The following is a 26,835-nucleotide window of genomic DNA, read 5'->3' as shown; positions in this document are numbered from 1 at the left end:
TCAGACCGTCTCTACTTCTTCGACGTCGGCGTCGAGCTTGAAAGTGCTCACGGCGCGCACGAGGTTGTCGGCCTGCTCCTGCAACGACTGTGCTGCGGCCGAGGCCTCTTCGACCAGCGCGGCGTTCTGCTGCGTGACCTGATCCATCTGCGTGATGGCCTGGTTGATCTGCTCGATGCCCGAGGTCTGCTCCTGGCTGGCGGCGGTGATCTCGCCCATGATGTCGGTCACGCGGCGCACGCTGCCCACGATTTCCTGCATCGTGCGGCCGGCTTCACCAACCTGCTTGCTGCCGGCCTCGACTTTTTCGACCGAGTCACCGATGAGCGTCTTGATTTCCTTGGCCGCCGCCGCCGAGCGCTGCGCCAGGTTGCGCACCTCGGACGCAACGACGGCAAAGCCCTTGCCCTGCTCGCCGGCGCGGGCGGCTTCCACCGCTGCGTTCAGCGCGAGGATGTTGGTCTGGAACGCAATGCCGTCGATCACGCCGATGATGTCCACGATCTTTTTCGACGACGCGTTGATCGAGCTCATGGTGTCGACCACTTGCGACACGACACTGCCGCCCTTTACCGCGACCTCGGAGGCCGAGACGGCCAACTGGTTCGCCTGACGTGCGTTGTCGGCGTTCTGCTTCACCGTCGAAGTCAGCTCTTCCATGGAGGCCGCCGTCTGCTCCAGCGAACTCGCCTGCTGTTCGGTGCGCGAAGACAGGTCCTCGTTGCCGGCCGCAATCTGCCGCGAGGCCACCGCGATCGAATCGGTCGAAGCCTTGATGCGGGTCACCAGGTCGGTGAGGGTGTCTTCCATCTCGCCCATACCGCGCAGCAGCCGGCCGAAGTCGCCTCCGCGCTCGGTCTCGAATTCCTGGCTCAGGTCGCCCGAGGCCACGGTCTCGGCGATCAGCAGCGCCTCGGCGATGGGCTGCACGATGCTGCGCGTCAGCAGCCACGCAATCACCGATCCGGCAGCGACCGCGAAAGCGGCCAGCCCGACGAGCCAGGCCCGGCCCGACCGGTACTGCGCGCCAATGCCGGCAGCGGTCCTGTCGATCTCCTTCTGCTGGTGGCCCACCATGGCGCGGATGCTCGCGTCGTAGCCGTCGAGCGCGGGCAGCAGTTGCGTGTCGGTCAGCTTCGTGGCCTCTTCCTTGCGGCCGTCGGCCTTGAGCTTGAGGATCTGGTTGCGCAGCTCGACGTATTCGCCGCGCTTCTTCTTGATGTCGGCGCTCAGCGCCAACTCTTCTGGCGAGACCAGCATGGCCTCGAGCTTCTTCTGCGTTTCGGTGATGACGGCGCTGGTGGCCGTGATGTTCTTCTGCAGATACTCCTGCACGGCCACGTCGTCGCTCTTGAGCAGTGCGAAAGTGCGAACGCTGTTGGTGTTGGTGCCCAGCTGCCAGGCGGCCGCCAGCCGTTCCTTTGTCAGCGACTGTCCGGCCATGGCCTCCGTCGCATCGCCCACGCCCTGCAGGCGCAGCACGCCGATGCCCGCGGTAATGACCACCAGCGCCAGCACCAGTGCAAAGCCGGCGCCCAGGCGCCGTCCGATCTTCCAGTCTTTCATGTGCGTCTCCTCGCGGAACCTCTGTGTGTCGTTGTTCTGATTGGCGTTGGCGTGCGCGCCCGGCCGTCAGGCGGCGATCTTTTCGACGAGACCCATCTCGTCGCTGGACATCAGCCGGTCGATGTCCACCAGAATCAGCATCCGCTCGTCCAGCGTGCCCAGCCCGATCAGGTAGTCGGCGTCCAGCACCGAGCCCATCTCCGGCGCAGGCTTGATCTGCTCGCCCGTCAGCGTGATCACGTCCGACACGCTGTCCACCACCATGCCCACCACGCGCCCTGCGATGTTCAGCACGATCACCACCGTGAACTGGTCGTACGTCGGGTCGCCCAGCTTGAACTTGATGCGCATGTCGATGATCGGCACGATGATCCCGCGCAGGTTCACCACACCCTTGATGTATTCCGGCGCGTTTGCAATGCGCGTCACCGCGTCGTAGCCGCGCAGCTCCTGCACCTTCTGGATGTCTATGCCGTATTCCTCTTCGCCCAGCTTGAAGGTCACGACCTCCAGGCGGCTGCCTGCTGCGGTTTCTTGGGTCTTTGCCATGGGGTTTCCTTGATGTGGTGGGCGCGAGCGCGGCTCACCCGAATTTCTGCATGATGCGAACGAGCTTCTCGCCGTAGCGCGGATCGGTGGCGTAGCCCGCGCGCTGCAGGCCGTGCGCGGCCTCGGTCGGGTCGTCGGTGGCCAGCACGTTCGCGTAGCGCGGGTTGCGGGTGATGAAGCGTGCGTAGTCGGTGAAGGCTTCTTCGTACGAGGCGTAGGCGCGGAACTTGGCGCGCACCTTCTGCGGCTCGCCGTCGACGTATTCGGTGGTGGTGGTTTCGACCGTCGCGCCCTTCCAGCTGCGGTCGGCCTTGATGCCGAACAGGTTGAAGCTCTGCGTACCGTCGTCGGCGCGGATCTCCCGCTTGCCCCAGCCGGATTCGAGCGCGGCCTGCGCAAGGATCAGCGGCGCCGGCACACCGCTGGCCGTGCTGGCGGCCTGCGCGGACGCACCCATGCGGCCGACGAAATCGTCGACCTGCCCTTGCAACGAAGCATTCGCACCAGCACCGGGTGCGCGGCGCTCGCTGTTGAATTGATAGACGCTGAGATCGGCACCCACGCGGGCAGTCGGCGCCGAGCCAAGGGGAATGCCTGCACGCGGACCGTACGGCAAGCCAACACGCGGTTCGAGCGACATGGGCTTGGTGCCGATTTCAGCATCGGCATCCGCATCGGGCGTGCCCGACGGCATGCTGCGCCGCAGCTGCGCGAGCATCGCTTCGGCCAGCCCCACGCCGCGCCCCGAAAGGTTCTGCGTGAGCTGCTGGTCGAACATCGAGAGATACACCTTCTGGTCCTGGCTCTCGAACAGCCCGCTGGAGGGCGTTGCCTCGCGCATGCTCTTGAGCACCATGTTCATGAACAGCGCCTCGAACTGCCGCGAGACCTGCTGCAGGCCTTCTTCCGGCGAGGTGCGCACGGTGCGCCGCAGGGCATCGACGCCCTGCACGTCGAGCGCAAAGCGTTGGTCAAGCGCGCCGCTGCGATCGGTAGTGGCCGGTAGCGTCATCGCATCGACCTCAGATGATTTCCAGCTCGGCGCTCAACGCGCCGGCCGACTTCATGGCCTGGAGGATGGACACCAGATCCTGCGGATTCGCGCCCAGGCTGTTCAGGCCCTTGACCACGTCCGACAGCGAAGCACCGCCGCGCACCATCTGGATCGCGCCGCCGCCCTGGTTCACCGAGATCTGCGATGTCTGCGCCACCACCGTGCTGCCGCCCGAGAGCGCCCCCGGCTGGCTGATGACGGGTTCAGTGTTGATGACCACCGACAGGTTGCCGTGCGCAACGGCACAGTCCTTCACGCGTACCGCCTGGTTCATCACCACCGACCCGGTGCGCGCATTGACCACCACCCGCGCCCCGGCCTGCGTAGGCGTTACTTCAATATCTTCGAGCCGCGCGAGAAAACCCACGCGCTGCTGCGGCTCCGGTGCACGCACGCGAATCAACCGCGCATCCACCGCCTCGGCCGTGCCCGAACCGAACTGCCGGTTGATCGCATCGACCGCGCGCTGCGTGGTGCCGAAGTCCGACCGGTTGAGCTCGATCGAGAACGTGCCTTCCGCACCCACCGGTGCTTCCACCGTGCGCTCCACCAGCGCCCCGGCCGGAATGCGCCCCGAGCTCAGCTGGTTGACCTGCACCTTGCTCCCGTTGGCCGCGGCACCCGCGCCGCCAACCACCATGTTCCCTTGCGCCACCGCATAGGTCGCCCCATCGACACCCTTCAGCGGCGTCATCAGCAGCGTGCCCCCGCGCAGGCTCTTCGCATTGCCCATCGAAGACACAGTCACGTCGATGTTCTGCCCCGGCCGCGCAAACGAAGGCAGCGTGGCCGTCACCATCACCGCCGCCACGTTCTTCAACTGCATGTTCACGCCCTGCGGAATCGTGATGCCCAGCTGCTGCAGCATGTTGTTCAGGCTCTGCGTGGTGAACGGCGTCTGCATCGTCTGGTCGCCAGTGCCGTCCAGACCCACCATCAGCCCGTATCCGATCAACGGGTTGTCCCGCACGCCCTGAATGCTGGCGAGCTCTTTGAGCCGCTCCGCATACGCGGGAGCAAAAAGCAGTGCGCCAAACACAGCAACCGCCGCGATGCGCAAGCGAGCCGAAAAATTCGTGGAATGCCGCGGAACCGGCTTTGCCGGGCCGCAGGCGTTGCCCCCTGCAAGGGGGGGGGAGTAGCGACACGAAGTGCGCGAAGCCTGGGGGTTTTTCATATTCAGAATGGCATGACGTTGAGGAAGATGCGCTGCATCCATCCCATGGTCTGCGCCTCGTCGATGTAGCCCTTGGCCGAGTACTCGATGCGCGCATCGGCCACCAGCGTCGAGGGCACGGTGTTGTTGCCCGACACGGTGCGCGGGTTCACCACGCCCGAGAAGCGGATGTACTCGGTGCCCTGGTTGATGCCCATCTGCTTCTCGCCGCTCACCAGCAGGTTGCCGTTGCCCATCACATCCGTCACCGTGACCGTGATCACGCCGTTGAAGGTGTTGTTGGCGTTGGCTCCGCCCTTGGCGTCGAGCTTGTTGGTGCCCGAGAGATTCGTGCCCTGCCCGTCGAGCAGGCCGCCGATGAGCTTGGGAATGGCGGAGAACACGCCGGTCGTGCTGCCCGTGCGGCTGGCGTTGGCGCCGGAATTCTTGGTGGCGTTGACCTTCTCGCTGATGACGATGGTCAGGATGTCGCCGACGTTGCGCGGGCGGCGGTCTTCGAACAGTGCATTGGCGCCGGGGCCGTCCTGGAAGATCGCGCCGGGCGCGCGCCGCGGCTGCATAGCCGCGTAGTTGTCGGCGCGCGCAGTCATCGGCTGGTGCACCAGCGGCTCGCGCGGAATCTGCGCGCAGCCGGTGGCCAGCACCGCGGCAGCAAGCATCGGGAGCAGCAGCGCCCTCGCGGCCGCGCCACTCCCACGAAGAAGACGCACACCCCGCAACATCACAGCTGGGCCAGGCGCTGCAGCATCTGGTCCGAAGTCTGGACCGCCTTGCTGTTGATTTCGTACGAACGCTGGGTCGCGATCATGTTGACCAGCTCTTCCACCACGTTCACGTTCGAGGCTTCGACGTAGCCCTGGCTCAGCACGCCCGCGCCGTCGATGCCGGGGTTCACCTGGTTGGGCGCACCGGAAGCGTCGGTCTCGGCATACAGGTTCTCGCCCTTGCTCTGCAGGCCCGTCGGGTTCACGAAGGTCGCGAGCTGAAGCTGGCCGACCTGCACGGTGTTCGTGCTGCCCGCCTGCACCACCGAGACGATGCCGTCGCGGCCCACGGTGATGCTGGTGGCGTTGGCCGGAATGGTGATGGCCGGCTGCACAGGAAAGCCGCTGGCGGTAACGAGCTGGCCGTCGCGGTCGGTCTGGAACGAGCCGTCGCGCGTGTACGAGGTGGTGCCGTCGGGCATCAGCACCTGGAAGAAGCCGCTGCCGTTGATGGCCACGTCGGTGGGCTTGTCGGTCTTGGTGAGGTTGCCTTGCGAGTGGATGCGCTCGGTGGCGACCACGTGCACGCCGGTGCCGACCTGCAGGCCCGAAGGCAGGCGGGTCTGGTCCGACGACTGGCCGCCGACCTGGCGCAGGTTCTGGTAGACCAGGTCTTCGAACACGGCGCGGCTGCGCTTGAAGCCGGTGGTGCCGACGTTGGCGAGGTTGTTGGAAACCACGTCGAGCTGCGTCTGCTGCGCGTCGAGGCCGGTCTTGGCGATGTAGAGGGAGCGAATCATTTTTTGAAGAATCCTGCGGGTGTGTTGCGGGGCGGGCTGCTACGGATCAGCGAATCAGCCGTAGGCCAGCAGCTTGTTGGCGGCCTGCGCGTTGGTGTCGGCGGTCTGCAGAGACTTCATCTGCATCTCGAAGCTGCGCGCGTTGGCGATCATTGCCACCATGGCCTCGACCGGGTTGACGTTGCTGCCCTCGACCACGCCGGTAACGAGCGTGACGGCCTCGTCGGCCTCGGCGGGCGGCTGGCCGGCGCGCATGCGGAACAGGCCGTCGTCGCCGCGTTCGAGATCGGTGACCGGCGGGTTGACCAGCTTGAGGCGGCCGACTTCGGCAATGCCCGTGAGCGTGGTCGAAGATGCGTCGCGCGAACCCACCAGCCCGTTGGTGGCAATGCTCACGCTGGAGCCGGGCGGAACGGTGAGCGCGCCGTTGTCGCCTACCACCGGGCGCCCGCCCATGGTGGTGAGCTGGCCGTCGGCGCTGATCTGCAGGTTGCCCACGCGGGTGTAGGCCTCTGCGCCATCGGCCGTCTGCACCACCAGCCAGCCCTCGCCGCTCACAGCCACGTCGAGCTCGCGGCCGGTTTCGGTCAGCGGGCCGTGGGTGAAGTCGGCGCCGGGCGTGGTGGCCGCCACGAAGGCGCGCGTGGGCGCCTCCTGCCCGACCACGGGCACCGCGCGGAAGTTGGCAATCTGCGCGCGGAAGCCCGGCGTAGAAACGTTCGCCATGTTGTTGGCAACCGAGGCCTGCTGTTCCATGACCTGCTTGGCGCCGCTCATGGCGACATACAACATTCGATCCACTGGGTGCTCCTGGTATCAGTCGTTCTGCGTTGCTGTTGCCGCGTCAGCGGATGTTCATCAGCGTCTGCATGACCTGGTCCTGCGTCTTCACGGTCTGCGCATTGGCCTGATAGTTGCGCTGCGCAACGATCAGGTTGACCAGCTCGGAGGTGAGGTCGACGTTGGACGATTCGAGCGCGCCCGACTGCAGCGCGCCGAGCTTGGTGCCTTCGCCCGGGGTGCCGGTGAGCGCGTTGCCCGAGGCCTGCGTTTCGGCCCACACGTTGTCGCCCTTGGGCTCAAGGCCGTTCGGGTTGGCGAACGACGACAGCACGATCTGGCCCAGCAGCTTGGTCTGTTCGTTGGAGAACTTGCCGGTGATGGTGCCGTCGGCGTTGATCGAGAACGAGGTGAGTTCGCCCGAGCGGTAGCCGTCCTGCGCGAGCTTGCTCATCGCATTGGCTGCGCCGAACTGCGTGGTGCCCGAGAGGTCGACCGTTGCGCTCAGCGCCGCGGCGCCGTTGGTGAAGGTGATGGGGCCGATGTTCAGCTGGCCGTTGGCCGGCGCGGTCATCTTGCCGGCGGAGTCGAAGGTCAGCGTGGTGAGCGCAGCACCGGCGTTGAGCGCCGCGCCGTCGGACGTGCCGTACACGCTCCAGGTGTTGGCGGGGGTGGCGCTCTTCACGAAGTACACGGACACGTCGTGCGGGTTGCCCAGCGAGTCGTAGATGGGGCCGACGGCGTTCGAGTAATTGAAGGTGTCGGAGTCGGCCGCGTTGAAGGGCGTCTTGGTGGGCGTGGTGAGGCGCGCGTCGAGGTTGAACTCGGCGTTGATGCCGCTCGTGGCCTTGGGCGTCATGGCCGCGGTCGGGATCTGGATGGCCGCCGGCGTGCCGCCGCTGATGCCGCCGCTGGCGTTCACGCCGAAGCCGGTGAGGCGCAGGCCCGATGCGTTGACGATGTAGCCGTCCTTGTCGCGCGTGAACTGGCCGTTGCGCGAGTACATGACTTCGCCGCTGGGGCTGCTCAGGCGAAAGAAGCCGTCGCCGTTGAGGATGGCCACGTCCAGCGGGCGGCTGCTCGACTGCGTCACGCCCTGCGTGAAGTTCTGCGTCACACCCGACACCGATGCGCCCAAGCCGACGCGCGAGCCGGCGTACACGTCCTGGAAGGTGGCGGCGGCCGACTTGAAGCCGACGGTGCCCGAGTTGGCGATGTTGTTGCCGATGACGTCGAGGTTGGCTGCGGCCACGCCGAGTCCGCTGATGCCCTGGGAAAAAGCCATGTTGGTTCCTTGGTTCGATGCTGCGTTGAATGCGTTTTGAGGAAAAAGCTCAGAGGAACAGCCGCACGTCGGACAGGCTGATGTTGTTGCCCGTCATCAGTTCAAGCGAGACCCCGCTGGTGCCCTGCTTGACCGCGGCCACCTGCGAGAAGGTGAGCGAGGTGGCCTTCACGGTCGCGCTGCCGTTGGTGGCGTCCACGGTGAAGCGGTAGGCACCCGCCGGCACCACAGCGCCCGTGTCGTCCTTGCCGTCCCAGGTGACGGCGTTGACGCCTTCGGTCATGGAACCGGCGCTGATGGTGCGAACGACCTTGCCGGTGCCGTCGACGATCTTGATGTCGACGTCGGAGGCGGTGCCGGGCAGCTCCACGGCAAAGGCCTGCGAGGCAGGTTCCTTGCCGTCTTCGGGAGCCTTGGTGGTGAGCGTGTCGCCCGGCGACAGCACGTTGTAGCCAATCAGCGAGGTAGCCTGCAGCAGCTGGTTGGAGCTGGTCTGGTTCACCAGGCCCGAGAGCGTGCTGTTGAGCTTCTCGATGCCGCTCACGGTGCTCATCTGTGCGAGCTGCGAGGTGAGCTCTGCGTTCTGCATCGGGTTGAGCGGGTCCTGGTTGTTCAGCTGCGTGACGAGCAGCTTGAGAAAGCGCTGCTCGCTGTCTTCGTTCGAGACGTTGCTGCTGGTCGCCGCTGAAGTGGCGTTCTGACCGGTGATGGACGAGGTGTCGGAGATGGCCATGGCGTGGTGCCTGTTCTGTTCTGGTGGATCTGATGAATCTGGCGAATCTGGCGGGAGGTTTACTGGCCGATGGACAGCGTCTTGACCATCAGCGTCTTGGCCGTGTTGAGCACCTCGACGTTGGCCTGGTAGCTGCGCGAGGCGGAGATCATGTTGGTCATCTCTTCGACCACGTTGACGTTGGGCATCGCCACGTAGCCTTCGGCGTTGGCGTGCGGGCTCTTCGGGTCGAACACGAGCCGCGGCGGCGACTGGTCTTCGATGACGCCCGCAACCTTGACGCCGCCGATGTCCCCGGCGCCGTATGCCGATGGCTCGACCTGGAACACCACCTGCTTCGCGCGGTAGGGCATGCCGTCGGGGCCGGCCACGCTCTCGGCGTTGGCCATGTTGCTGGCGGTCACGTTCATGCGCTGCGATTGCGCGGTCATGGCGGAGCCCGCCACGTTGAAGATGTTCATGGAAGTGCTGTTGAAGGGCATGGTGGCGGCCGCTCTTTTTTCTTGTTACTGCTGGATCGCCGAGAGCAGCGACTTGATCTTCGAATTGATGACGGTGAGGTTCGACTCGTAGCGCAGCGCGTTGTCGGCAAAGGCGATGCGCTCGACGTCCATCTCGACGGTGTTGCCGTCGAGGCTCGACTGGTTGGGCACGCGGTAGAGCAGGTCTTTGTCGGACATGGCTTGCGCCTGTCCTGCAAGGTGGCGCGACGAAGTGGTGGCCAGCGACACCGACTGCGCCGACGCGCGGCCGCGCTCGACGGCTTCGCTCAGGCGCGAGCCGAAGTCGAAGTCGCGCGCCTTGTAGTTGGGCGTGTCTGCATGGGCGATATTGGCCGCGAGCACCTCCTGGCGCTCAGCGCGGAGGTTGAGGGCTTCGCGGTTGAAACGAAGCGCCGCATCCAGCTTGTCGATCATCTTTTTTCCATCCGTTGAGGCGTCGCCAATGCGCAAGCGCAGCGACAGATGGAAAGCGAGTCTATGCATGCATCGCGTTTGCAATCGCCCGAACAAAGGGGGTTTTCGCCTGCTGCTCGCACCTTCGATCGGCGGGCGGATTTCTAGAATTTCCGGGCGGCGGCTTGCGTCCTCTTGTCATGACGCGCCGCTATACAAGCCATTCTTTTGCACACACCGATGACCTTTTTCAAGCTTCGCAACTGCGGCCTGCCGGCACTGGTGGCCGTGGCCTGCACGGCGTCCGCGTTCGCCGCCGACACTGCCGACGCCAACAAGGTCATCGAGAAATACCTGCAGGTGCAGACGGCGGGTTTGCCGGGCAAGGTGTCGATCAACATCGACGCACGCAGCACCTCCAACCTGCCCGCCTGCGATGCGCCCGAAGCCTTTCTGCCGCCGGGCGCGACGCCCTGGGGGCGCGTGTCGGTGGGCGTTCGCTGCCAGGCGGAGCGGCCGTGGACGCGCTTCGTGCAGGCGCATGTGGCGGTGGAAGGCAGCTATTTCGTTGCCGCGCGCGCCATCGATTCGGGCCGGCCGCTGGGCGCAGGCGACGTTACCGAGCGCACCGGCGACCTCACGAAGCTGCCGCGCTCGGTCATCACCAGCGCGGCCGAACTGGCCGGGGTGGTGACGGTCAACCGCGTGGCGCCGGGCGCGCCGCTGCGCAAGGAGCTGGTACGCGGCGTTACCGTCATCCAGCAGGGGCAGGCGGTGAAGGTCGTGGCGCAGGGCCAGGGCTTTGTCGTCAGCACCGAGGGCAAGGCCATGACCGGGGCCGTCGTCGGCGCCGTGGTGCAGGCCAAGACCCGCGACGGGCGGCTGGTCAGCGGCGTGGCGGACGAAGAGGGACAGATCCAGCTCGCCCAGTAAGCAGCTTCGTGCACGCCCTGCCTAAAGTTCTTGCCCAAGCTGCCGATATACGGGTCAGCCCCTGAGGAATCACCTTGAAAATCGATCAACCCGCCCCTTCGGCCACGCCCCCTCATCGCCCAACGCCCGCGCCGGGCGCGGCTACGGTGACCGGCGCCGATGCCGCCCAGCGCCCCAAGGAGGCGGCGCCGGCTTCCGCGCACGTTCATTCGCTGCCCAGCGCCGCGGGCACTGCCAGCGATTTCGACGCGGCCCGCGTGGCGGCGATCCGCGAGGACATCCGCGCGGGGCGCTACCAGATCCGCCCCGAGCGCATCGCCGACGGCCTGCTGGCGAGCGTGCGCGACCTGCTGGACCCCAAGCTCGACCCGAACAGCGGCAAGGGCGGCAGCGAATGAAACCCACCCTGCTGACCCACCTGCGCACCGAGACTGCCTGCATCGAGGAATTCCTGTCGGTGCTGGACCGCGAGGCCCAGGCGATGTCGGACGGCGCATTCACCGACCTGGCGGCCATTGCCGGCCAGAAAACCGTGCTGCTCGACCGCATGGCCGAGCTGGACACGCAGCGCGAAGCCATGCAGGCGGCGCTGGGCTTCGGGCCTGGCCGCGCGGGCGCCGATGCCGCCGCGGCAGCCGGCGGCCCAGACGCAGCGCAAGCCTGGGCGGCGCTGCTGGAGCTGGCCGGGCAGGCAAGAAGCCACAACCTGCGCAACGGCTCGATGGTCTACGCGCATCTCGATTTCACGCAACAGGCCCTGCACTTCCTGCAGGCCAGCGCGCAGCTGTTCTACGGACCGGACGGCGTGCGCAAGACACAGGCGAGCAGCGGCAACCGCCTCGCGGCGGGCTGATCGCCGTGCGGGCCGGGCTGCTGGTCATGCTGTGGCTGTGCGCCACCGCCCTGCATGGCGTGGCCAGCGCGGCGGACGGCGTGCTTGTCACGAACGTGGCGCCGGGCGTCCTGCCGGGCGACGCGGTCAACCTCGGCCAGCTGAACCAAGTACCCGCGGTCCTGCGCGACGTGGAACGCATCGCTTACTCGGGCACGGCGATGGCTGTGGCCATGACGGCTGCGTATGTGCCCACGCTCTACCCCGGCGAGAAGACGGTGGGCCTGGCCGTCGGCACCTACAAGGGCTACACGGCGGCGAGCCTCGGCTTCAAGACCCTGTCGGACGACGGACAGATGGCCTGGGGCATGGCCATCGCCAACGCTGGCCGGGACTGGGGCTTCAACGCCGGCATCGGCTGGAAGCTGCCGCGCGCGGGCGACCGCTGAGGCGGCCCTTCCACCCTCACCACCACCAACACACGGAAGCCTTCGACATCATGAACAACGACACTCACGGCGGCTCGCGCCAGGTGGCCATGGTGGGTTGCGACGAGGCCCAGGCGCAGGCGTGGGGCCACAGTCTGGGCCTGATGGGCTGCACGCCGGTTCCCTTCGACAGCAGCGACGACTTTCTGCGCGCGGTAACGCGCACGCACGGCAGCCACTTCGACCTGCTGCTGGTCGTGCTGAAGGACGAGGGCGCGTGGCCGGTGCTGACGTCGATGTGCAAGGCGCTGCGCCTGCCGGTCTTCCTGGTTGCCAACGCACTGCAGCGCGATCTGCTGGCCGAGGTGCTGCTGGCGGCGGAGCCCGAAGCACAGGGCGCGAGCATCGATTTCGCGGTGCTGCCGGTCGACGACTTCGAGGTGGAGCTGCGCGTGCGCGAAGCGCTGCGGCGCAACGAAACGCTGCTGCATCCGCCATCGGTGAATGCGCTGTTCGGTGACTACCAGTTCATCGGCAGCCGCAAGGTGGTGGTTCACAAGGGGCAGGACATCCGCCTGAAGCCGCGCGAGTTCGAGCTGGCGCTGCTGCTGTTTCGCAATACCGGCCGGCTGCTGGAGCGCGACTGGCTGCTGGGCTCGCTATGGATGGACTCGCAGGTCGAGCGCAGGAGCCGGGTGCTCGACTGCTGCGTGGCGAACATCCGCCGAAAGCTGTCGCTGCACAAGGACAGCGAGTTCGTGCTGCACTCGGTGTACGGACGGGGCTACGAGCTTCGCCATGTGCCGGGCTCGCCGATTGCGGGCACCGTGGACGACTCGGGATTTCCGGATACGTCGAACGAGCCGATCTGGCTGGGGGAAATCTCCCGGGCCTCCCAGGCCCGGGCGTAGGAACCTGTCAGGCCTGGGAGTCGTCCCCACGGTCCCCGCGGCGGCGCCGGGTCGTCCATTCGTCGACGAAATACCGGGCGTGGAACCGGGGCCGCTTGAAAATGTGACGATCGCCAGCCTCGAGGAACCGCCACCAATGGGCGGGTGCCTGGGCGACCTCTACCAACGCCAGCAGACCGTCAACCCGAGTATCGGCCGGCAACCTTAAGCCGAACTGAAGGCCGGAAAATAAGAACGCTGGCGTCATGGAAGATCGCGCCACCCGAGCAAGAATTGCGAATGCAACAACTGCAGATCGACTCGCACCAGGTCCACCTGTGGCACCTGTACGTCCCCGAACAGGACGACGATGCCACCTGCGAAGAAAAGGGCATGGCTCTGCTGGCGCCCGAAGAGCGCGAAAGGCACGGACGCTTTCACTTCGCCCGTGACCGGCGCCGGTATCTCATGACGCGGGGGCTGATCCGTTCGCTTCTCTCCTGCTATGCGCCCGTCGCCCCGCAGGACTGGCAATTCGAGAACAACGCTTATGGGCGCCCGCGGATCGCCAACGCACTGCCTCAGGCGCAGCGCCTTCGCTTCAATATTTCGCACAGCGCCTCGCTCATCGTGGCGGCGCTGACGGTGGAGCGCGAAGTGGGCGTGGACGTCGAGCACACGGCAAGGAATGCCCCGCTGGAGATTGCGGAGAACTTCTTCTCCGCCAGGGAGGCGAAGGCACTCCAGCAGCTTCCGGCCGGGCTTCAGCCTTCACGCTTCTGGGATCTCTGGACGCTCAAGGAAAGCTATATCAAGGCGCGCGGAATGGGGCTGTCTCTGCCGCTGGACCGGTTTTCCTTCAGTTTCGATGGTGCCCACAGCGTGGCAATCGACTTCGAGGACAGCCTCGAAGATTCCGCGGCGCGATGGCAGTTCTGGCAGCTTCAGCCGGACAACGCGCATGCCGTGGCCCTCTGTCTTGAGCGAACTCAACCGCAAGACGTGCAAGTCTTGTGCTGGAAGGCAACGCCGCTGCTTGCGTCGTTCGGGGAATTTCAGGGCACGGTGACGCGCCGGTCAGCGGGCAGCTGACTACTCAGCGGCTGACTGACCGCGCTCCGCCTCGAATTCGGCCCGGTTCCACAGGCCGAAATACAGCACCTCCGACCACTGCAAGCCGAGCGGGTGTTCCGTGGCGCCGGTGCGGGTGCTGTCGCAGTCATCGTCCAGCCGCAGCCCGAAAAAGGCGTCGAGCGGGGCGGCGCACTTCTGCGTGGTTGCCTGTTTCAGCTGCCGCCCCGCCTCAGCGATGTCGGCCGGCAGGGCATCGATGGCGGCGCCCACGCGCAGGCATCGCGCGATCTCCTGCTCCACGCAGGCTCGCAGCGCCGCCTCATCTGACTCGGACATGGTGTCGAGCTCGATCGTCTCCAGCAGCAGGTAGCGGTCGCGATGGGCTTCGAGGAAGGCGATCGTCTCGTCGAGCCAGACCGGCAGATGCACCGATGCCGTGGACGCACTCGCTGGCTCAGCGGGGGCGGTTTCCGTCTGTGGCGAAACAAGCCGCTTGAGACGCCCGAGGAAAGACACCGGCTGCGCTGCAACGGCAGGCTGTGGCTCGGGCGCCGATGCTTGCGCCGCCAGGAGAGACCGCACGACGTCGATGAAACGCCGCACGCGCTCGAAGCCCGGGTCGAAGCTGCTGCTGATCGCATGGAGCCTGACCTTGTGCTCCGGCTCGTCGTCATCGAAGCCGTCCGACACCAGCGAGGCACACAACTGCGGATCGCCCGACATGAGAAGCCGGTACATGAACGGAACGTCGTACGGCCATTCGGACAGGCCCGAAATTGTTTCCGGGCGGTCGGCATATGAGCCGGGCCGATTGCTGACGCTGTAGAGATAGGAACGGTTGGCCATCTGGAACTCCCTGATTCGCGCGCCATTGTTCGAGCGCTACTGCCCGATTCTAGGAGGCGGGCCCGGTTGAATGACTATTCACAGGAAATCGCAAATTAAGAAAAAACTTCAACAAAATCAATGATGCACCAATATGTGGCATCACGTTTTTATCGCTACCGATATCAAAATAGTGATTCAGAAAAATAACTACATTGAAAAAATAAAGCGACTGTGATAACCATTTAATTCATTAGTATTTTAATATTACTATTCATTAACAATATCCGATATAGAATTTAAATCAATTCAACACAATGGCTCCAAAATGCAACACGACTAGTTGCAAATGCCTGACTTCCTCCTAAGATTTATTTAGAAATAATGATTTCCAAGTGTTTCTTAAAGTGGAATGGCCTCACGACCATTCAGTAGTTTTCCAACGGATGGATGGGGCTCATGAACACAACTTATCGCTCGCTCTGGAACGAATCCCTTGGCGCCTGGGTAGCGGCGTCGGAAAACACTCGCGCCTGCGGCAAGCGCAGCGGTAGTCGTGCCGCGCTTACATTGCCCCCGTCGGGGCGCCTGCGCGCGGGGCTCATGACCGCGCTGCTGGCGATGGGCGGGGCCGGATGGTCCTCGCTGGCGCAGGCGCAGTCGGTCGACTGCTCGGCATCACCCTTCAACGCGTACAACAGCACCGCCTCGTGCATGGGCCTCAGCTCCCAGGCTTCGGGGATCGGGGCCACGGCGCTTGGTTCTCTCTCGCAAGCCCAACAACTCGGCGGGCTCGCAGTGGGGTACAACGCCCTCAGTTCTGCACAGAATTCCATTTCTCTGGGTTTTCAGGCCTACACCACGGGCGTCAATTCCATCTATCTGGGCGCCCGCACCGGGGCCACCACGGGCGCCTTGGGCGGGGGCTCCATCGGAATCGGCACGGACGTGACCGCGAGTGGCGGCAATGCCATCGCCGTTGGCAGTCAGGCCCTCACCAGCGGGGACAACGCAACCTCCATCGGCGTTACCGCGAGGGCAACCGGGTTGCGCAGCCTCGCCCTTGGATTCCAGGCAAATGCCGCCGCATTGGATTCCGTTGCCCAGGGCAACACCGCAACCGCAGGCGCCCAGAACGCCATCGCTGTCGGCTTCCAGTCGATCGCGTCCCAGCTGAACTCGGTTTACATCGGCTCGCGTACCGTCGCGGGAACGGGGGCCACCGCGGTTGGCGCCATTGCCATCGGCACGGATGTGACGGCGTCCCAGCTCAACGCCTCAGCCATAGGCTTCCAGAGCAAGGCGACCGGGCAAAGCGCGGTGGCTGTCGGGCCGACTGCGGTCGCTTCGGGCACCTCTGCAATGGCGCTGGGGACGGGCACGCTCGCAAACAACGTCAATGCTGTCGCGCTCGGCGCTTCCGCCAATGCCACCGCGGCCGGCGCCAGCGCCCTGGGCACCTTTGCCAATGCTTCGGGCGCGAACTCCACAGCGGTCGGTGTCAGCTCGACGGCCAGCGGCTTGCGCGGGTTCGCTGGCGGCTGGGGGAGCAACGCCGTAGGCGCCGATGCCGCAGCCATCGGCACGTCGGCCAACGCGGCAGGAACAAGCTCGGCAGCGCTCGGCAACCTCGCCAATGCTTCGGCGGATTTCTCGCTGGCCATGGGCAATCAAGCCCTCTCGAGCGGAGTCGGCTCGGTCGCGGCGGGGTCGGGAGCCAACGCCGCGGCCGACGGGACCGTGGCGATGGGCAACAACGCTGCTGCAACCGTCACGCGCGCAACCGCACTGGGATTCGGCTCGGCTGCGAGCGGCCAGAACGCCACCGCAGTGGGTTCGCTCGCCAATGCATCCGCGGCGCAGGCGGTCGCGATCGGCAACAGCGCCAAGGCCTCTGCAGCCAATGCAATCGCAATGGGCACCAGCACCGTCGCCGACTCCGCAGATGCAGTCGCGATCGGCAACAGTTCCAGGGCCACCGGTGGCAAGGCGGTGGCCATCGGCTCGGGCAACGTCGCCAGCGGCAATGGCGCCGTTGCAATCGGCGACCCGAACACCGCAACCGGTGACGGCGCGATCGCGAATGGCCTGGACAACACCGCCACCGGCAACGGCTCCGTGGCCATGGGCAACACCAACAAGGTCGGCGGCGGCGGCCAGGACGTGAGCGTGCCCGGCACGGCGGCGCAGGGCGCGGTCGGCATCGGCTACCAGAACACCGTGGTCGGCCAGGGCAGCGTGGCCATCGGCAGCACCAGCAAGGCGCTGGCTGCGGGCGCGGTAGCGTTCGGCGACACGGCGGTGGCGAACAATGCTGGTGACGTGGCGCTGGGATCGGGCTCGGTGACGGCGACCGCGGTCGGAACAGCAGGCATAACGATCAACGGCACGCCTTACACCTTCCAGGGCACCACGCCAACGAGCACGGTCAGCGTCGGCTCGGCGGGCGCCGAACGCACGATCACCAACGTGGCAGCCGGGCGGATCTCCGGTACCTCGACCGATGCGATCAACGGCTCGCAACTGTCCGCCACCAACTCGGCGATCGCCGACGTGGCAACGACGGCGGGCAAGGGGTGGAACCTGAGCGCCAACGGCGGGGCGCCGCAAAATATTGCGCCGGGCGGGACCGCGGACTTCGCCAACGGCAGCAACACGACCGTCACGCGCACGGGCAACCAGATCAGGGTCGATGTGGTGGCGGATCCGACCTTCAATTCCGTGACCACCGGCAACACGAAGATCGACAACAACGGCCTGACCATCGTGGGCGGTCCGAGCGTGACGCTGACCGGCATCGACGCCGGCAGCAAGGTGATCACCAATGTGGCTCCCGGCGTGGCAGGTACCGATGCCGTGAATATCGACCAGCTGACCACCACGGTGGCCGGCAGCAAGACCAGGTACTACCAGGTCAACTCCACAGGCGGGGGCAACGAAGCCAACGACGGCGCTACCGGCGCCGATGCCATCGCATCGGGCAAGAACGCAACGGCCGCAGGTGCCTCGAGCGTGGCCATGGGTTTGGGCGCCACGGCCGGCACCGCCAACAGCGTGGCACTGGGTGCGGGCTCGGTCACGGCAACGGCAGTGGCGACGCCGAGCACGACGATCAACGGCACGGTCTACAACTTCCAGGGCATTGCACCGGTGGGCACTGTCAGCGTCGGCACGTTCGGCGGCGAGCGCACGATCACCAACGTGGCGGCCGGCCGGATCTCCGGCAGCTCGACCGATGCGATCAACGGCTCGCAGTTGTCCGCAACCAATCAGTCGATCGAGGACCTCAGCACCACCGTCACTGCCAACAAGATCAGGTACTTCAGCGTCCAATCCACCGGTGGCGGCAATGAAGACAACCTCGGCGCGCAGGCTGCCGACGCTGTCGCCGTGGGCAAGGACGCCAGCTCGACCGTCAACGGCGGGGTCGCCCTCGGCGCGGGTTCCGTCTCCGACCGCGCGATCGCAGGCAGCACAGGCAACATTCCCGCAGGCAGTTCGCTGATCCCCTTCAACACGACCGACCGCACGCTGCTTGGCGCCCTCTCGGTCGGCAGCGCCACCACCTACCGCCAGATCACCAACGTGGCCGACGGCACCCAGGCGCAGGACGCCGTCACGGTGCGCCAGCTCAGCGGCGCGCTGCAGTCGTTCGCGGTCACGCCCATCCAGTACTTCCACGCCAACTCCACCGCGGCCGACTCGCTGGCCATCGGCACGGAGTCGGTGGCGGTCGGCCCGCAGACCGTGGTCAACGGCAACAACGGCGTGGGCATCGGCAATGGTGCCATCGTGCAGCAGAGCGCACCGGGCGGCATTGCAATCGGCCAGGGCGCGACCTCGCACCTGGCCGACTCCATCGCGCTGGGTACGCAGTCGTCGGCCGCTGCGGTGCAGGGCGTGGCGCTGGGTGCGGGCACCAGCGTGACGCAAGCCGGCGGCGTGGCGCTGGGAGCCGGCTCGGTGGCTTCGACTGCTGCAGGCGTGGCAGGCTACGTGCCGCCCACCGCCACAGATGCGCAGCGCATTGCCATCGGCGCGACCACCAGCACGCTGGCGGCCGTGTCGGTGGGCGATGCGGCCAACGGCCAGTTCCGGCAGATCACCGGCGTGGCCGCGGGCACGGCCGACAGCGACGCGGTCAACGTCTCGCAACTGCGGGGCGTGCAAGGCCAGGTGGCAGTGATCGACCAGTCGACGGTCAAGTACGACACCAACGCGGACGGTACGACCAACTACAACAGCGTGACCATGGGCGGTAGCAATGCCACCGGCCCCGTCACCGTGCACAACGTGGCGCCGGGCGTGGCGGGCACCGACGCGGTCAACGTCAACCAGCTCAATGCGGTCAGCGGCGGCCTGAACAACCGCATCAACGCCCTCAGCGACCGCCTCGACGGAGTCGAGAAGAACGCCTATGCAGGCGTTGCCGCGGCCATGGCGCTGCAGATGCCCGGAAGCTACGTTCCGGGCAAGACGGTCATGCGCATCGGCGCGGGCTCCTTCAAGGGCCAGAGCGCGGTGGGCGTCAGTTTCCGGCGCACATCCGAGAACAACGCCTGGAGCATCACCGGCGGCGTGGCCACCAGCCGTGCCGGCGTGGGCGCCACCGTGGGCGCGGAATGGGTCTTCAACTGATCGCCGTACGAATGAACTGGACGAACTCCATCATGAACAAGCTTCTTCAAGCCAAGACCCCTTTCACTGTTCTCTGCCTCGCGGCACTGCTGGCCGGTGGCTGCGCCAGCCCGAGCTACACCATCACGCCGGAGATGCAGGCCCGGGCCGCTGCGGAGAACCCGCCCCCACCGAAGGAGGACGACTTTCCTGCGCTGAACTCGGCCAAATGGCAGCAGGGCGCGTTCCCGAGCATCGAGGCCCTGCGCAACATGCGCACCGGCCTGGGCAAGGACCAGGTGCGCGAGCTGCTGAGCTTTCCGCACTTCAGCGAAGGGCTGGGCGGCGTGCGCGAATGGAACTACATCTTTCACTTCCGCACGGGCGCGGGCCCGGAGTACATCACCTGCCAGTACATGGTTCGCTTCAATGCAGACGTGCTGACCAACGGGATGTATTGGAAGGGGCCGGGCTGCGCGGATGTGCTCAAGCCACCCGTGGTGACGAGGCCTGCCGCGGCCGCTCAGCCGGCGGTTGCTCCTGCGAAGACGACGCTCGGCGCCGACGGCCTCTTCCGCTTCGACGGCCGCTCGCTGGCCGACTTGCTGCCTGAAGGGCGACGCAAGCTGGACGCACTGGCAAGCGACATCAAGGGCAGCGTCAAGTCAGTGGACACGATCAGGGTCACTGGCCACACCGACCGGCTCGGCAGCAGCACCTACAACCAGGCACTCTCGCTGGCGCGCGCCAACACCGTGCGCGACTATCTCGTGCAGGCCGGCGTGCCCGCGCAGAACATGCAGGTGCAGGGCAAGGGCGAGTCGGAACCGAAGGTGCAATGCGCGCAGACACGGCGGGCAGAACTGATCGACTGTCTCGCTCCGAACCGCCGCGTCGAGATCGAGGTCTTCGCGCAGCGATGAACTCTTCGGCGGGCCTCGCATACTCATTCATCAATACGAAGGAGGTATAAAAAAGCATCTCGAATGAGTATTTCCAGATATGGATTTGTCTCCCTAGGATGCGCCCACAACTATCAGGAGACGAGACATATGAAGAGGATCACCACTCTGGCTTTGCTATGGGCCGCCGGCTTGCAGTGCACCATGGGCGCTGCGTTTGCACAGAGCGCGCCCTGGCCCCAACGAGCCATCAAGATCGTGACGCCAACGCCACCCGGCGTGGGCTCCGACATCTTCGCGCGCAGCTATGCCGACCAGCTCTCGCGATTGCTGAAGGTGCCCGTGATCGTGGAGAACAAACCGGGCGCACTGTCGACCATCGGCACGGACGCAGTGGCCAAGGCAACGCCCGACGGCTACACGGTGCTGTTCTCGACGAGCAACCCGTTCACCATGACACCGTTCCTTCTCTCGAAGCTTCCCTACAACCCGAAGGAAGACCTTGTGCCGGTGACGCAGGCGCTCAAGGGCGGCTCCTTCATCGTGGCGAACAACGCAGTGCCCGCGCGCAACACGGAAGAACTGGTCGCACTGGCCAAGCGCCAGCCGGGACACGTGAGCTTCGCGTCTTACGGCTCGGGCAGCACATCGCACCTGGGCTTTGAACTGCTGCAGGAAGCGGCGTCCATCGAGATGCTGCACGTTCCCTACAAGCAGGGCGCCATGCCCGATGTGATCGGTGGGCAGGTGATGCTGGGCTTCGAGCCCCCGATCTCGGCATTGCCGAACATCAAGGCGGGCCGGGTGAAGGCCCTGGCCTATACCGGCAGCCAACGCAGCGCGGCACTGCCCGACGTGCCGACCGTTGCAGAGCGCTATCCCGGTTACGACGTGTCGACCTGGCTCGGCTTCTGGGTGCCCGCGCGCACGCCCGAGGCCATCGTCGAGCAATTGAACCGGGCGATCACCACGGTGACGCGTTCGCCGGAGATGGCGCGGCAGATCGCCGATGCCGGGCTGGAGCCGATGACGACGAATTCCGCCGACACCCGCGCCATCATCGAACGCGAGGCCCAGACCATGGGCCGGCTGATCAAGGCCAAGGGCATCCGCATCGACTGACGATGACCCGGCGCGGCTGAACAAACGCCGCTCCCCATTCTTCTTCTGAGGTTTTCACGCCGCGGTGCTTGCAGTGCAAGCACCGCGCGTCGGCACACGCCATTTCTGCACGCAATTTCTACAACGAGGAGACACGCATGAAGACAACAACCACCCTACCCTTTCGCCGCCGGCTGCCGCACACCATTGCGGGCGCACTCTGCATCGCCGCCAGCGCCGGCGCGACAGCGCAATCGAGCGTCCAACTCTTCGGCACGCTGGACATGAACCTCACGTACACGAAAAGCGACGGGCGCTCCGTCAAATCGATGGACCAGGGAGGCAACATCTTCCCCAGTCGGCTCGGCTTTCGCGGCACTGAGGACCTGGGCGGCGGGCTGGCCGCGAGCTTCTGGCTGGAGATGGCACTGCTGCCCGACACGGGCGAGGTCCAGGGCGTCGGCTTCCACCGGCGCTCGACGGTGAGCCTGTCGCACAACAGCTTCGGCGAACTGCGGCTCGGGCGCGACTACACGCCCACGTTCTGGAACATCTCGCAGTTCTCGCCCTTTGGCACCGTGGGCGTCGGCGGCTCGGCCAACATCGTCGAAGGCTGGCCCTTCGGCCTGGGCGGCGCGCGCACGCTGGCGCGGGCCAACAACTCCGTGGGCTACTTCCTGCCCAAGGGCCTGGGCGGTTTCTACGGCCAGGCGATGTACGCCCTGCCCGAAGGCGAGGACGGCGCCCGCTACCGCGGCGGGCGGCTGGGCTGGACGAACGGCACGGTCGATGTCGCGGCCGCCTACGGCGTGACACCGGTCGGCCCCAACGACTACAGCGTGGCGAGCCTGGGCGGCACTTACGACTTCGGGCTGGCAAAGCTCTACGCGAACTACTACCGGCAAAAGACCGAGGGCGACAGGCAGGTCAACGTGATGCTGGGCCTGAGCGTGCCGGTCGGCCCGGGCGTGATCAAGGCCTCGGTGGCACGCTCCAACCGCTCCGGACCGGGCATCGACAGCGACGACGCGACGCAATATGCCGTCGGCTACGTGCACTACCTCAGCAAGCGCACCGCGCTGTACGGCACCTACTCGCTCGTCCGCAACCGCGGCAATGCGGCCTACACCGTTGCCGACTCGGCGCCGGCCAGCACGCCGGGACGCGCAGCGCGCGGGCTGCAGTTGGGCATTTCGCACAACTTCTGATCGGGTCAGCTGCAAGAAAAAAGCCGCAGTGAAAAATCACTGCGGCTTTTGATAGTGGCTTTGCCAGCAGAAGAATGAAAGGCCAGAAGGCCTTTAGCAATCAACCGCTTGCAAGCGTATTTGGAGGAGAGGGAGGGATTCGAACCCTCGGTACTATCGCTAGTACGCCTGATTTCGAGTCAGGTACATTCGACCACTCTGCCACCTCTCCGGTGCTGTCGAGCCTATGATTCTAGCAGACAAAAACGGGGCTTTTGAAGCCCCGCGATCAACCGCGCAGAACTTCGAGCCCGCCGAGGTACGGACGCAACGCCACAGGCACGTTGATCGAGCCGTCTTCGTTCTGGTGGTTTTCCAGCACGGCCACCAGCGTGCGGCCGACCGCGAGGCCGGAGCCGTTGAGCGTGTGCACGAGTTCGTTCTTGCCCTGCGCGTTTTTGAAACGTGCCTGCAGGCGGCGCGCCTGGAAGGCCTCGCAGTTCGAGACGGAGCTGATCTCGCGGTAGGTGTCCTGCGCCGGCAGCCAGACTTCGAGGTCGTAGGTCTTGGTGGAGCCAAAGCCCATGTCGCCGGTGCACAGCAGCACGACGCGGTACGGCAGTTCCAGCGCCTGCAGCACGGCCTCGGCGTGGCCGGTCATCTGCTCGAGTGCGTCGTAGCTCTTCTCGGGGTGCACGATCTGCACCATCTCGACTTTGTCGAACTGGTGCTGGCGGATCATGCCGCGCGTGTCGCGGCCCGCGCTGCCGGCCTCGGAGCGGAAGCACGGCGTGTGGGCCGTGAGTTTGATCGGCAGTTGTGACTCGGCCACCACCTCATCGCGCACGAAGTTCGTCAGTGGCACTTCGCTGGTGGGAATGAGGTACAGCGCCGAATGGTCGGGCGCGGGTTCGCCGTCCTGGCCGCCCTTCTTGGCGGCGAACAGGTCACCCTCGAACTTGGGCAGCTGGCCGGTGCCGCTGAGCGTGGCAGCGTTGACGATGTAGGGCACGTAGCACTCGCTGTAGCCGTGCTTCTCGGTCTGGGTGTCGAGCATGAACTGCGCAAGCGCGCGGTGCAGGCGGGCGATCGGGCCCTTCATGACGGTAAAGCGCGAGCCCGCGAGCTTGGCGCCCATCTCGAAGTCGAGGCCGAGCGGCGCGCCCAGGTCGACGTGGTCCTTCGGCGCGAAGGCCAGCGGCGTGGCATTGGCGCCGGCGCCGCCTTGCGGGCTCCAGCGGCGCATTTCGACGTTGCCTGTCTCGTCCTCGCCGACCGGCACGCTGGCGTGCGGCAGGTTGGGCACGGCGAGCAGCAGCGCGTGCAACTCAGGCTGGATTTCTTCGAGGCGCTTCGATTGCGACTCTTGCTCGGCCTTCAGCGCATTGACCTCGGCCATCAGCGCATCGACCGACTCGCCCTTGGCCTTGAGCGGGCCGATCTGCTTGTTCAGCGTGTTGCGGCGCGCCTGGATTTCCTCGGTGCGGGTTTGCAGCGTCTTGCGCTCGGCCTCGAGCGCGGTGAACGCCGACACGTCGAGGTACGGCTGGTTCTTCTTGCGTTTTTCGAGGCCGGCCACAGCGGAGGCCAGGTCTTTGCGGAGCAGGGTGATGTCAAGCATGGGGGGATTTTAGGTGGGCGTAGCATCGCGGTCCCACTGACCCACCTCGAAGGGAAAAACGATGGAAGCCTATCTGACATTCAACGGCAATGCCGCCGAAGCGCTCGCGTTCTACGCCAAGGCGCTGGACGGCAAGGTCGTCTTCAGCATGACCTTCGGCGAAAGCCCTGCAGGCGCCCAGACGCCGGCCTCGTACAAGGACAAGATCATGCACGCCACGCTCGAGGCCCGCGGCCACAAGCTGATGGCCTCGGATGCCCCACCCGAGTGGCCCTTCGAGGGCTACAAGGGCTTTTCGCTATCGGTGCAGGCCGATAACGTCGACGAAGGCAAGAAGCTGTTCGACGCGCTGGCCGAAGGCGGCAAAGTAACGATGCCCTATGGCCCCCAGTTCTGGGCCACGGGCTTCGGCATGCTCACCGACAAGTTCGGCGTCGCCTGGATGGTCAACTGCGAAAAGTAAGAACCGATCAGGCGACCGTCGCAGGATCGACGTTCGCCCCGCAGACGATCAGGCACACCTTTTCGCCTTCGCGCGGCACGTAGGCGCCGGTCTGCAGTGCGGCCAGCGGCAGCGCTGCGGCCGGCTCCACCGCCAGCTTCAGCTCTTTCCAGAGCCACTGCTGGGCCGCGCGGATGGATTCGTCGGACAGCAGCAGTGCGTCTTGCACCTGCTGCTGCGTGATCTCCCAGGAAATGGCACCGATGCGGCGTGCGCCGAGCGAATCGGCCGCGATGCCGCTCACTTCCACATCGACCGGTTCGCCGGCTTCGCGGGCGCGGAACAGCGTGGGCGCCTTCTCGGGTTCGAGCGCCACCACGCGGGCGCGCTTCTCGAACCAGCCGGCGAGGCCGCCGATCAGGCCGCCACCGCCCACGCTCACGAGCACCGAATCGGGCAGACCGCCCTGCTGCTCGATCTCGCGGCCAAGCGTGCCGGCGCCGGCCACCACTTCGGGCTGGTCGTAGGCATGCGTGAGCAAGGCGCCGGATTCCTTCTGGCGCGTCAGGCATGCAGCCAGCGCGTCGGGATACAGCTCGCCGACCACGACCACTTCCGCCCCCAGCGCCCGCAGGCGCGCGCGCTTGGCTTCGGGCGACACGCCCGGCAGGAACACCTGGCAAGGCACGCCCAGCGCGCGCGCAGCGGCCGCCGTGGCAATGCCCGCATTGCCGCCGGAAGCCACGACCACGCCGCTTTGCGGAATGTCGTTGGCCAGCAGCCGGTTCATCATGCCGCGCGCCTTGAAGCTGCCGCTGACCTGCATGTGCTCGAGCTTGAGCCAGACCTCCGCGCCTGGCACCGCGATGCCGAAGGCACTTGCCGGCAGCTTCCACAGCGGGGTTTCGCGCAGGAAATGGCCGGCGCGTTCGCTCAGCCTTCGGGCGGCGCTGTCTATTTCAGAGCGCCAGTCGGTTGTTTTCGTGTCGTTCAAGAGATGTGTCCTGGAGGCGGAATGTCGTCGAGCTTGAGGCCCTTGGGGAGCGGAAACTTGATGGTTTCCTCGATGCCGTCCATCTTGCGGACCGACACCGCGCCGAACGCGCGCACGCGATCGATCACCTCGCGCACCAGCACTTCGGGGGCCGAAGCACCGGCCGTGAGGCCGATGCGCGTCTTGCCCTCGAACCACTCGGGTTTGAGTTCTTCGGCCGAATCGACCATGTAGCTTTCGGTGCCCAGCCGCTGCGCCAGTTCGCGCAGCCGGTTGCTGTTGGAGCTGGTGGGGCTGCCGACCACGATCACGAGGTCGACCTGCGGGCTCATGATCTTCACCGCGTCCTGGCGGTTCTGGGTGGCGTAGCAGATGTCCTGCTGCTTAGGCTCGCGCACTTCGGGGAAGCGCGCGCGCACCGCGGCGGCGATCTCGGCGGCGTCGTCCACGCTCAGCGTGGTCTGGGTGACTACCGCCAGCTTGGAGGTCTGCGCCGGCGAAACCTTCGCCACGTCACCCACGTCCTCTACAAGGTGGATGCCGCTCGAAAGCTGCCCCATCGTGCCCTCGACCTCGGGGTGACCCTTGTGGCCGATCATGATGAACTCGTAGCCCTCTTTCGCGAGCTTGGCCACCTCGACGTGCACCTTGGTCACCAGCGGGCATGTGGCATCGAAGATCTCGAAGCCGCGGTCGCGCGCCTCCTGCTCCACGGCCTTGCTCACGCCGTGCGCGCTGAACACCAGCGTGGCGCCGGAAGGCACGTCGGACAGTTCCTCGATGAAGATCGCACCCTTGGCCTTGAGCTCGTTCACCACGTAGGTGTTGTGCACGATCTCGTGACGCACGTAGATCGGCGCGCCAAACTTGGCGATGGCACGCTCGACGATCTCGATGGCGCGGTCGACACCCGCGCAGAAGCCGCGCGGCTCGGCCAGGATGACTTCTGATATCTCGGAGTTCATAGCACGCCGATCAGCTTCACTTCGAAGGTGACGGGCTGGCCGGCCAGCGGGTGGTTGAAGTCGAAACGCACACCGGTCTCGTTCGACTCGATCACCGCGCCGGCATAACTGCCGGTGCCGTCGGGCGTGGGGAACTGCACGACGTCGCCAACGGCGTACTGCTCGTCGGGGTCGCCCATCTGCGCGAGCAGCTTCCTGGCCACCCACTGCTGCATGTCGGGGTTGCGGTCGCCGAAAGCCTCGCCGGCGGGCAGCTCGAAGGTGGCGTGCGTGCCCTCTTCCAGGCCCATCAGGCGCTGCTCCATGGCAGGAGAAAGCTCGCCGGTGCCGAGTGACAGGGTCGCGGGTTTGTCGGTAAAAGTATTGATGATGTCGCCCGCCGGGCCGGCCAGCCGGTAGTGCAGGGTCAGAAAGGAGCCGGAAGTCACGACTTGGGACATGGGGGCAGCGGAGGTGGGCAAAGACAAGGTGGGTGTCCCG

The 26,835-nt window shown here is 65.9% G+C and carries 27 protein-coding genes and 1 tRNA gene; 11 read left to right on the top strand and 17 right to left on the bottom strand.

The features are described 5' to 3' along the window. The 11 genes from NWF24_RS05825 to flgB form a co-directional block, all read right to left on the bottom strand. A complete protein-coding gene (locus NWF24_RS05825; RefSeq protein ID WP_258353369.1) occupies nt 1-1,566 on the bottom strand; it encodes a methyl-accepting chemotaxis protein in 1,566 nt (521 codons plus the stop codon). A gap of 66 nt (nt 1,567-1,632) precedes the next feature. Next, the gene (locus NWF24_RS05820; protein ID WP_258353368.1) at nt 1,633-2,115 is read right to left on the bottom strand and encodes a chemotaxis protein CheW; all 483 of its coding nucleotides are present in this window, start codon (nt 2,113-2,115) and stop codon (nt 1,633-1,635) included. Between the two features lie 34 nt (nt 2,116-2,149). Further along, nucleotides 2,150-3,127, bottom strand: coding sequence for a flagellar assembly peptidoglycan hydrolase FlgJ (flgJ, locus tag NWF24_RS05815; protein ID WP_258353367.1), 978 nt, complete (start codon nt 3,125-3,127; stop codon nt 2,150-2,152). A gap of 10 nt (nt 3,128-3,137) precedes the next feature. Beyond that, a complete protein-coding gene (locus NWF24_RS05810; RefSeq protein ID WP_258353366.1) occupies nt 3,138-4,229 on the bottom strand; it encodes a flagellar basal body P-ring protein FlgI in 1,092 nt (363 codons plus the stop codon). A 119-nt stretch (nt 4,230-4,348) separates the two neighbouring features. Next, the gene (locus NWF24_RS05805) at nt 4,349-5,065 is read right to left on the bottom strand and encodes a flagellar basal body L-ring protein FlgH (RefSeq protein WP_375338468.1); all 717 of its coding nucleotides are present in this window, start codon (nt 5,063-5,065) and stop codon (nt 4,349-4,351) included. A gap of 2 nt (nt 5,066-5,067) precedes the next feature. After that, entirely contained in the window at nt 5,068-5,850 is a 783-nt protein-coding gene (gene flgG / locus NWF24_RS05800) for a flagellar basal-body rod protein FlgG (RefSeq protein ID WP_093077317.1), read from the bottom strand. 54 nt (nt 5,851-5,904) lie between these two features. Beyond that, nucleotides 5,905-6,651: a flagellar basal body rod protein FlgF gene (locus NWF24_RS05795; RefSeq protein ID WP_258353364.1), complete on the bottom strand. Its 747-nt coding sequence runs from the start codon at nt 6,649-6,651 to the stop codon at nt 5,905-5,907. 43 nt (nt 6,652-6,694) lie between these two features. Beyond that, nucleotides 6,695-7,915 carry a flagellar hook protein FlgE gene (gene flgE, locus NWF24_RS05790; protein ID WP_258353363.1) on the bottom strand — a complete coding sequence of 407 codons (1,221 nt, stop codon included), beginning with the start codon at nt 7,913-7,915 and terminating at the stop codon, nt 6,695-6,697. Between the two features lie 49 nt (nt 7,916-7,964). Beyond that, nucleotides 7,965-8,648, bottom strand: coding sequence for a flagellar hook assembly protein FlgD (locus tag NWF24_RS05785; RefSeq protein ID WP_258353362.1), 684 nt, complete (start codon nt 8,646-8,648; stop codon nt 7,965-7,967). 59 nt (nt 8,649-8,707) lie between these two features. Then, a complete protein-coding gene (gene flgC, locus NWF24_RS05780) occupies nt 8,708-9,109 on the bottom strand; it encodes a flagellar basal body rod protein FlgC (protein ID WP_256216791.1) in 402 nt (133 codons plus the stop codon). Between the two features lie 45 nt (nt 9,110-9,154). Next, complete coding sequence (flgB, locus tag NWF24_RS05775) at nt 9,155-9,565, bottom strand: flagellar basal body rod protein FlgB (protein WP_258353361.1); 411 nt, start codon at nt 9,563-9,565, stop codon at nt 9,155-9,157. A gap of 219 nt (nt 9,566-9,784) precedes the next feature. Between flgB and flgA the strand changes: the two genes are divergently transcribed. The 6 genes from flgA to NWF24_RS05745 all read left to right on the top strand — a co-directional run bounded on the left by flgA (nt 9,785) and on the right by NWF24_RS05745 (nt 13,719). Continuing rightward, entirely contained in the window at nt 9,785-10,477 is a 693-nt protein-coding gene (flgA, locus tag NWF24_RS05770) for a flagellar basal body P-ring formation chaperone FlgA (RefSeq protein WP_258353360.1), read from the top strand. A gap of 74 nt (nt 10,478-10,551) precedes the next feature. Then, on the top strand, nt 10,552-10,875 hold the full coding sequence (gene flgM, locus NWF24_RS05765; RefSeq protein WP_258353359.1) for a flagellar biosynthesis anti-sigma factor FlgM: 324 nt from the start codon (nt 10,552-10,554) through the stop codon (nt 10,873-10,875). After that, nucleotides 10,872-11,330, top strand: a complete 459-nt coding sequence (locus NWF24_RS05760; protein ID WP_258353358.1) for a flagella synthesis protein FlgN — start codon at nt 10,872-10,874, stop codon at nt 11,328-11,330. Before flgM ends, NWF24_RS05760 begins: the two co-directional genes overlap by 4 nt. Nucleotides 11,331-11,335: 5 nt before the next feature. After that, nucleotides 11,336-11,758, top strand: a complete 423-nt coding sequence (locus NWF24_RS05755; protein WP_258353357.1) for a YadA-like family protein — start codon at nt 11,336-11,338, stop codon at nt 11,756-11,758. Between the two features lie 50 nt (nt 11,759-11,808). After that, nucleotides 11,809-12,648: a winged helix-turn-helix domain-containing protein gene (locus NWF24_RS05750; RefSeq protein ID WP_258353356.1), complete on the top strand. Its 840-nt coding sequence runs from the start codon at nt 11,809-11,811 to the stop codon at nt 12,646-12,648. Between the two features lie 279 nt (nt 12,649-12,927). Further along, on the top strand, nt 12,928-13,719 hold the full coding sequence (locus tag NWF24_RS05745; RefSeq protein WP_258353355.1) for a 4'-phosphopantetheinyl transferase family protein: 792 nt from the start codon (nt 12,928-12,930) through the stop codon (nt 13,717-13,719). On the opposite strand, the gene NWF24_RS05740 is transcribed toward NWF24_RS05745, so the two are convergent. Further along, on the bottom strand, nt 13,720-14,547 hold the full coding sequence (locus NWF24_RS05740) for a DUF7822 domain-containing protein (RefSeq protein ID WP_258353354.1): 828 nt from the start codon (nt 14,545-14,547) through the stop codon (nt 13,720-13,722). Nucleotides 14,548-14,985: 438 nt separating this feature from the next. Between NWF24_RS05740 and NWF24_RS05735 the strand changes: the two genes are divergently transcribed. From NWF24_RS05735 to NWF24_RS05720, 4 genes are all read left to right on the top strand, one after another. After that, entirely contained in the window at nt 14,986-19,164 is a 4,179-nt protein-coding gene (locus NWF24_RS05735; RefSeq protein WP_258353353.1) for an ESPR-type extended signal peptide-containing protein, read from the top strand. 32 nt (nt 19,165-19,196) lie between these two features. Continuing rightward, nucleotides 19,197-20,066, top strand: coding sequence for an OmpA family protein (locus NWF24_RS05730; RefSeq protein WP_258353352.1), 870 nt, complete (start codon nt 19,197-19,199; stop codon nt 20,064-20,066). 129 nt (nt 20,067-20,195) lie between these two features. Further along, nucleotides 20,196-21,167, top strand: coding sequence for a Bug family tripartite tricarboxylate transporter substrate binding protein (locus tag NWF24_RS05725; protein WP_258353351.1), 972 nt, complete (start codon nt 20,196-20,198; stop codon nt 21,165-21,167). Nucleotides 21,168-21,304: 137 nt separating this feature from the next. Then, a complete protein-coding gene (locus tag NWF24_RS05720; protein ID WP_258353350.1) occupies nt 21,305-22,354 on the top strand; it encodes a porin in 1,050 nt (349 codons plus the stop codon). A 121-nt stretch (nt 22,355-22,475) separates the two neighbouring features. On the opposite strand, the gene NWF24_RS05715 is transcribed toward NWF24_RS05720, so the two are convergent. Further along, nucleotides 22,476-22,565 (bottom strand) — tRNA-Ser (locus NWF24_RS05715). 57 nt (nt 22,566-22,622) lie between these two features. Continuing rightward, complete coding sequence (gene serS / locus NWF24_RS05710; RefSeq protein WP_258353349.1) at nt 22,623-23,954, bottom strand: serine--tRNA ligase; 1,332 nt, start codon at nt 23,952-23,954, stop codon at nt 22,623-22,625. Between the two features lie 61 nt (nt 23,955-24,015). Here serS and NWF24_RS05705 point away from each other — a divergent pair, with 61 nt between their 5' ends. Continuing rightward, nucleotides 24,016-24,417 (top strand): VOC family protein, encoded by a 402-nt coding sequence (locus NWF24_RS05705; RefSeq protein ID WP_097198271.1) that lies wholly within the window; start codon nt 24,016-24,018, stop codon nt 24,415-24,417. A 7-nt stretch (nt 24,418-24,424) separates the two neighbouring features. On the opposite strand, the gene NWF24_RS05700 is transcribed toward NWF24_RS05705, so the two are convergent. From NWF24_RS05700 to NWF24_RS05690, 3 genes are read right to left on the bottom strand one after another with little or no spacing between them, the layout of a single operon-like run. Then, a complete protein-coding gene (locus tag NWF24_RS05700; RefSeq protein ID WP_258353348.1) occupies nt 24,425-25,390 on the bottom strand; it encodes a threonine/serine dehydratase in 966 nt (321 codons plus the stop codon). Continuing rightward, nucleotides 25,387-26,355, bottom strand: coding sequence for a 4-hydroxy-3-methylbut-2-enyl diphosphate reductase (gene ispH, locus NWF24_RS05695; protein WP_258353347.1), 969 nt, complete (start codon nt 26,353-26,355; stop codon nt 25,387-25,389). The genes NWF24_RS05700 and ispH overlap by 4 nt, the downstream gene beginning before the upstream one ends. After that, nucleotides 26,352-26,795: an FKBP-type peptidyl-prolyl cis-trans isomerase gene (locus NWF24_RS05690; protein ID WP_258353346.1), complete on the bottom strand. Its 444-nt coding sequence runs from the start codon at nt 26,793-26,795 to the stop codon at nt 26,352-26,354. The genes ispH and NWF24_RS05690 overlap by 4 nt, the downstream gene beginning before the upstream one ends. Nucleotides 26,796-26,835: the final 40 nt, after the last annotated feature.

The organism is Variovorax paradoxus (assembly GCF_024734665.1).
In the GTDB taxonomy this organism is placed as follows: Bacteria; Pseudomonadota; Gammaproteobacteria; order Burkholderiales; family Burkholderiaceae_C; genus Variovorax.
This window is presented reverse-complemented; position numbering and strand designations above follow the sequence as displayed.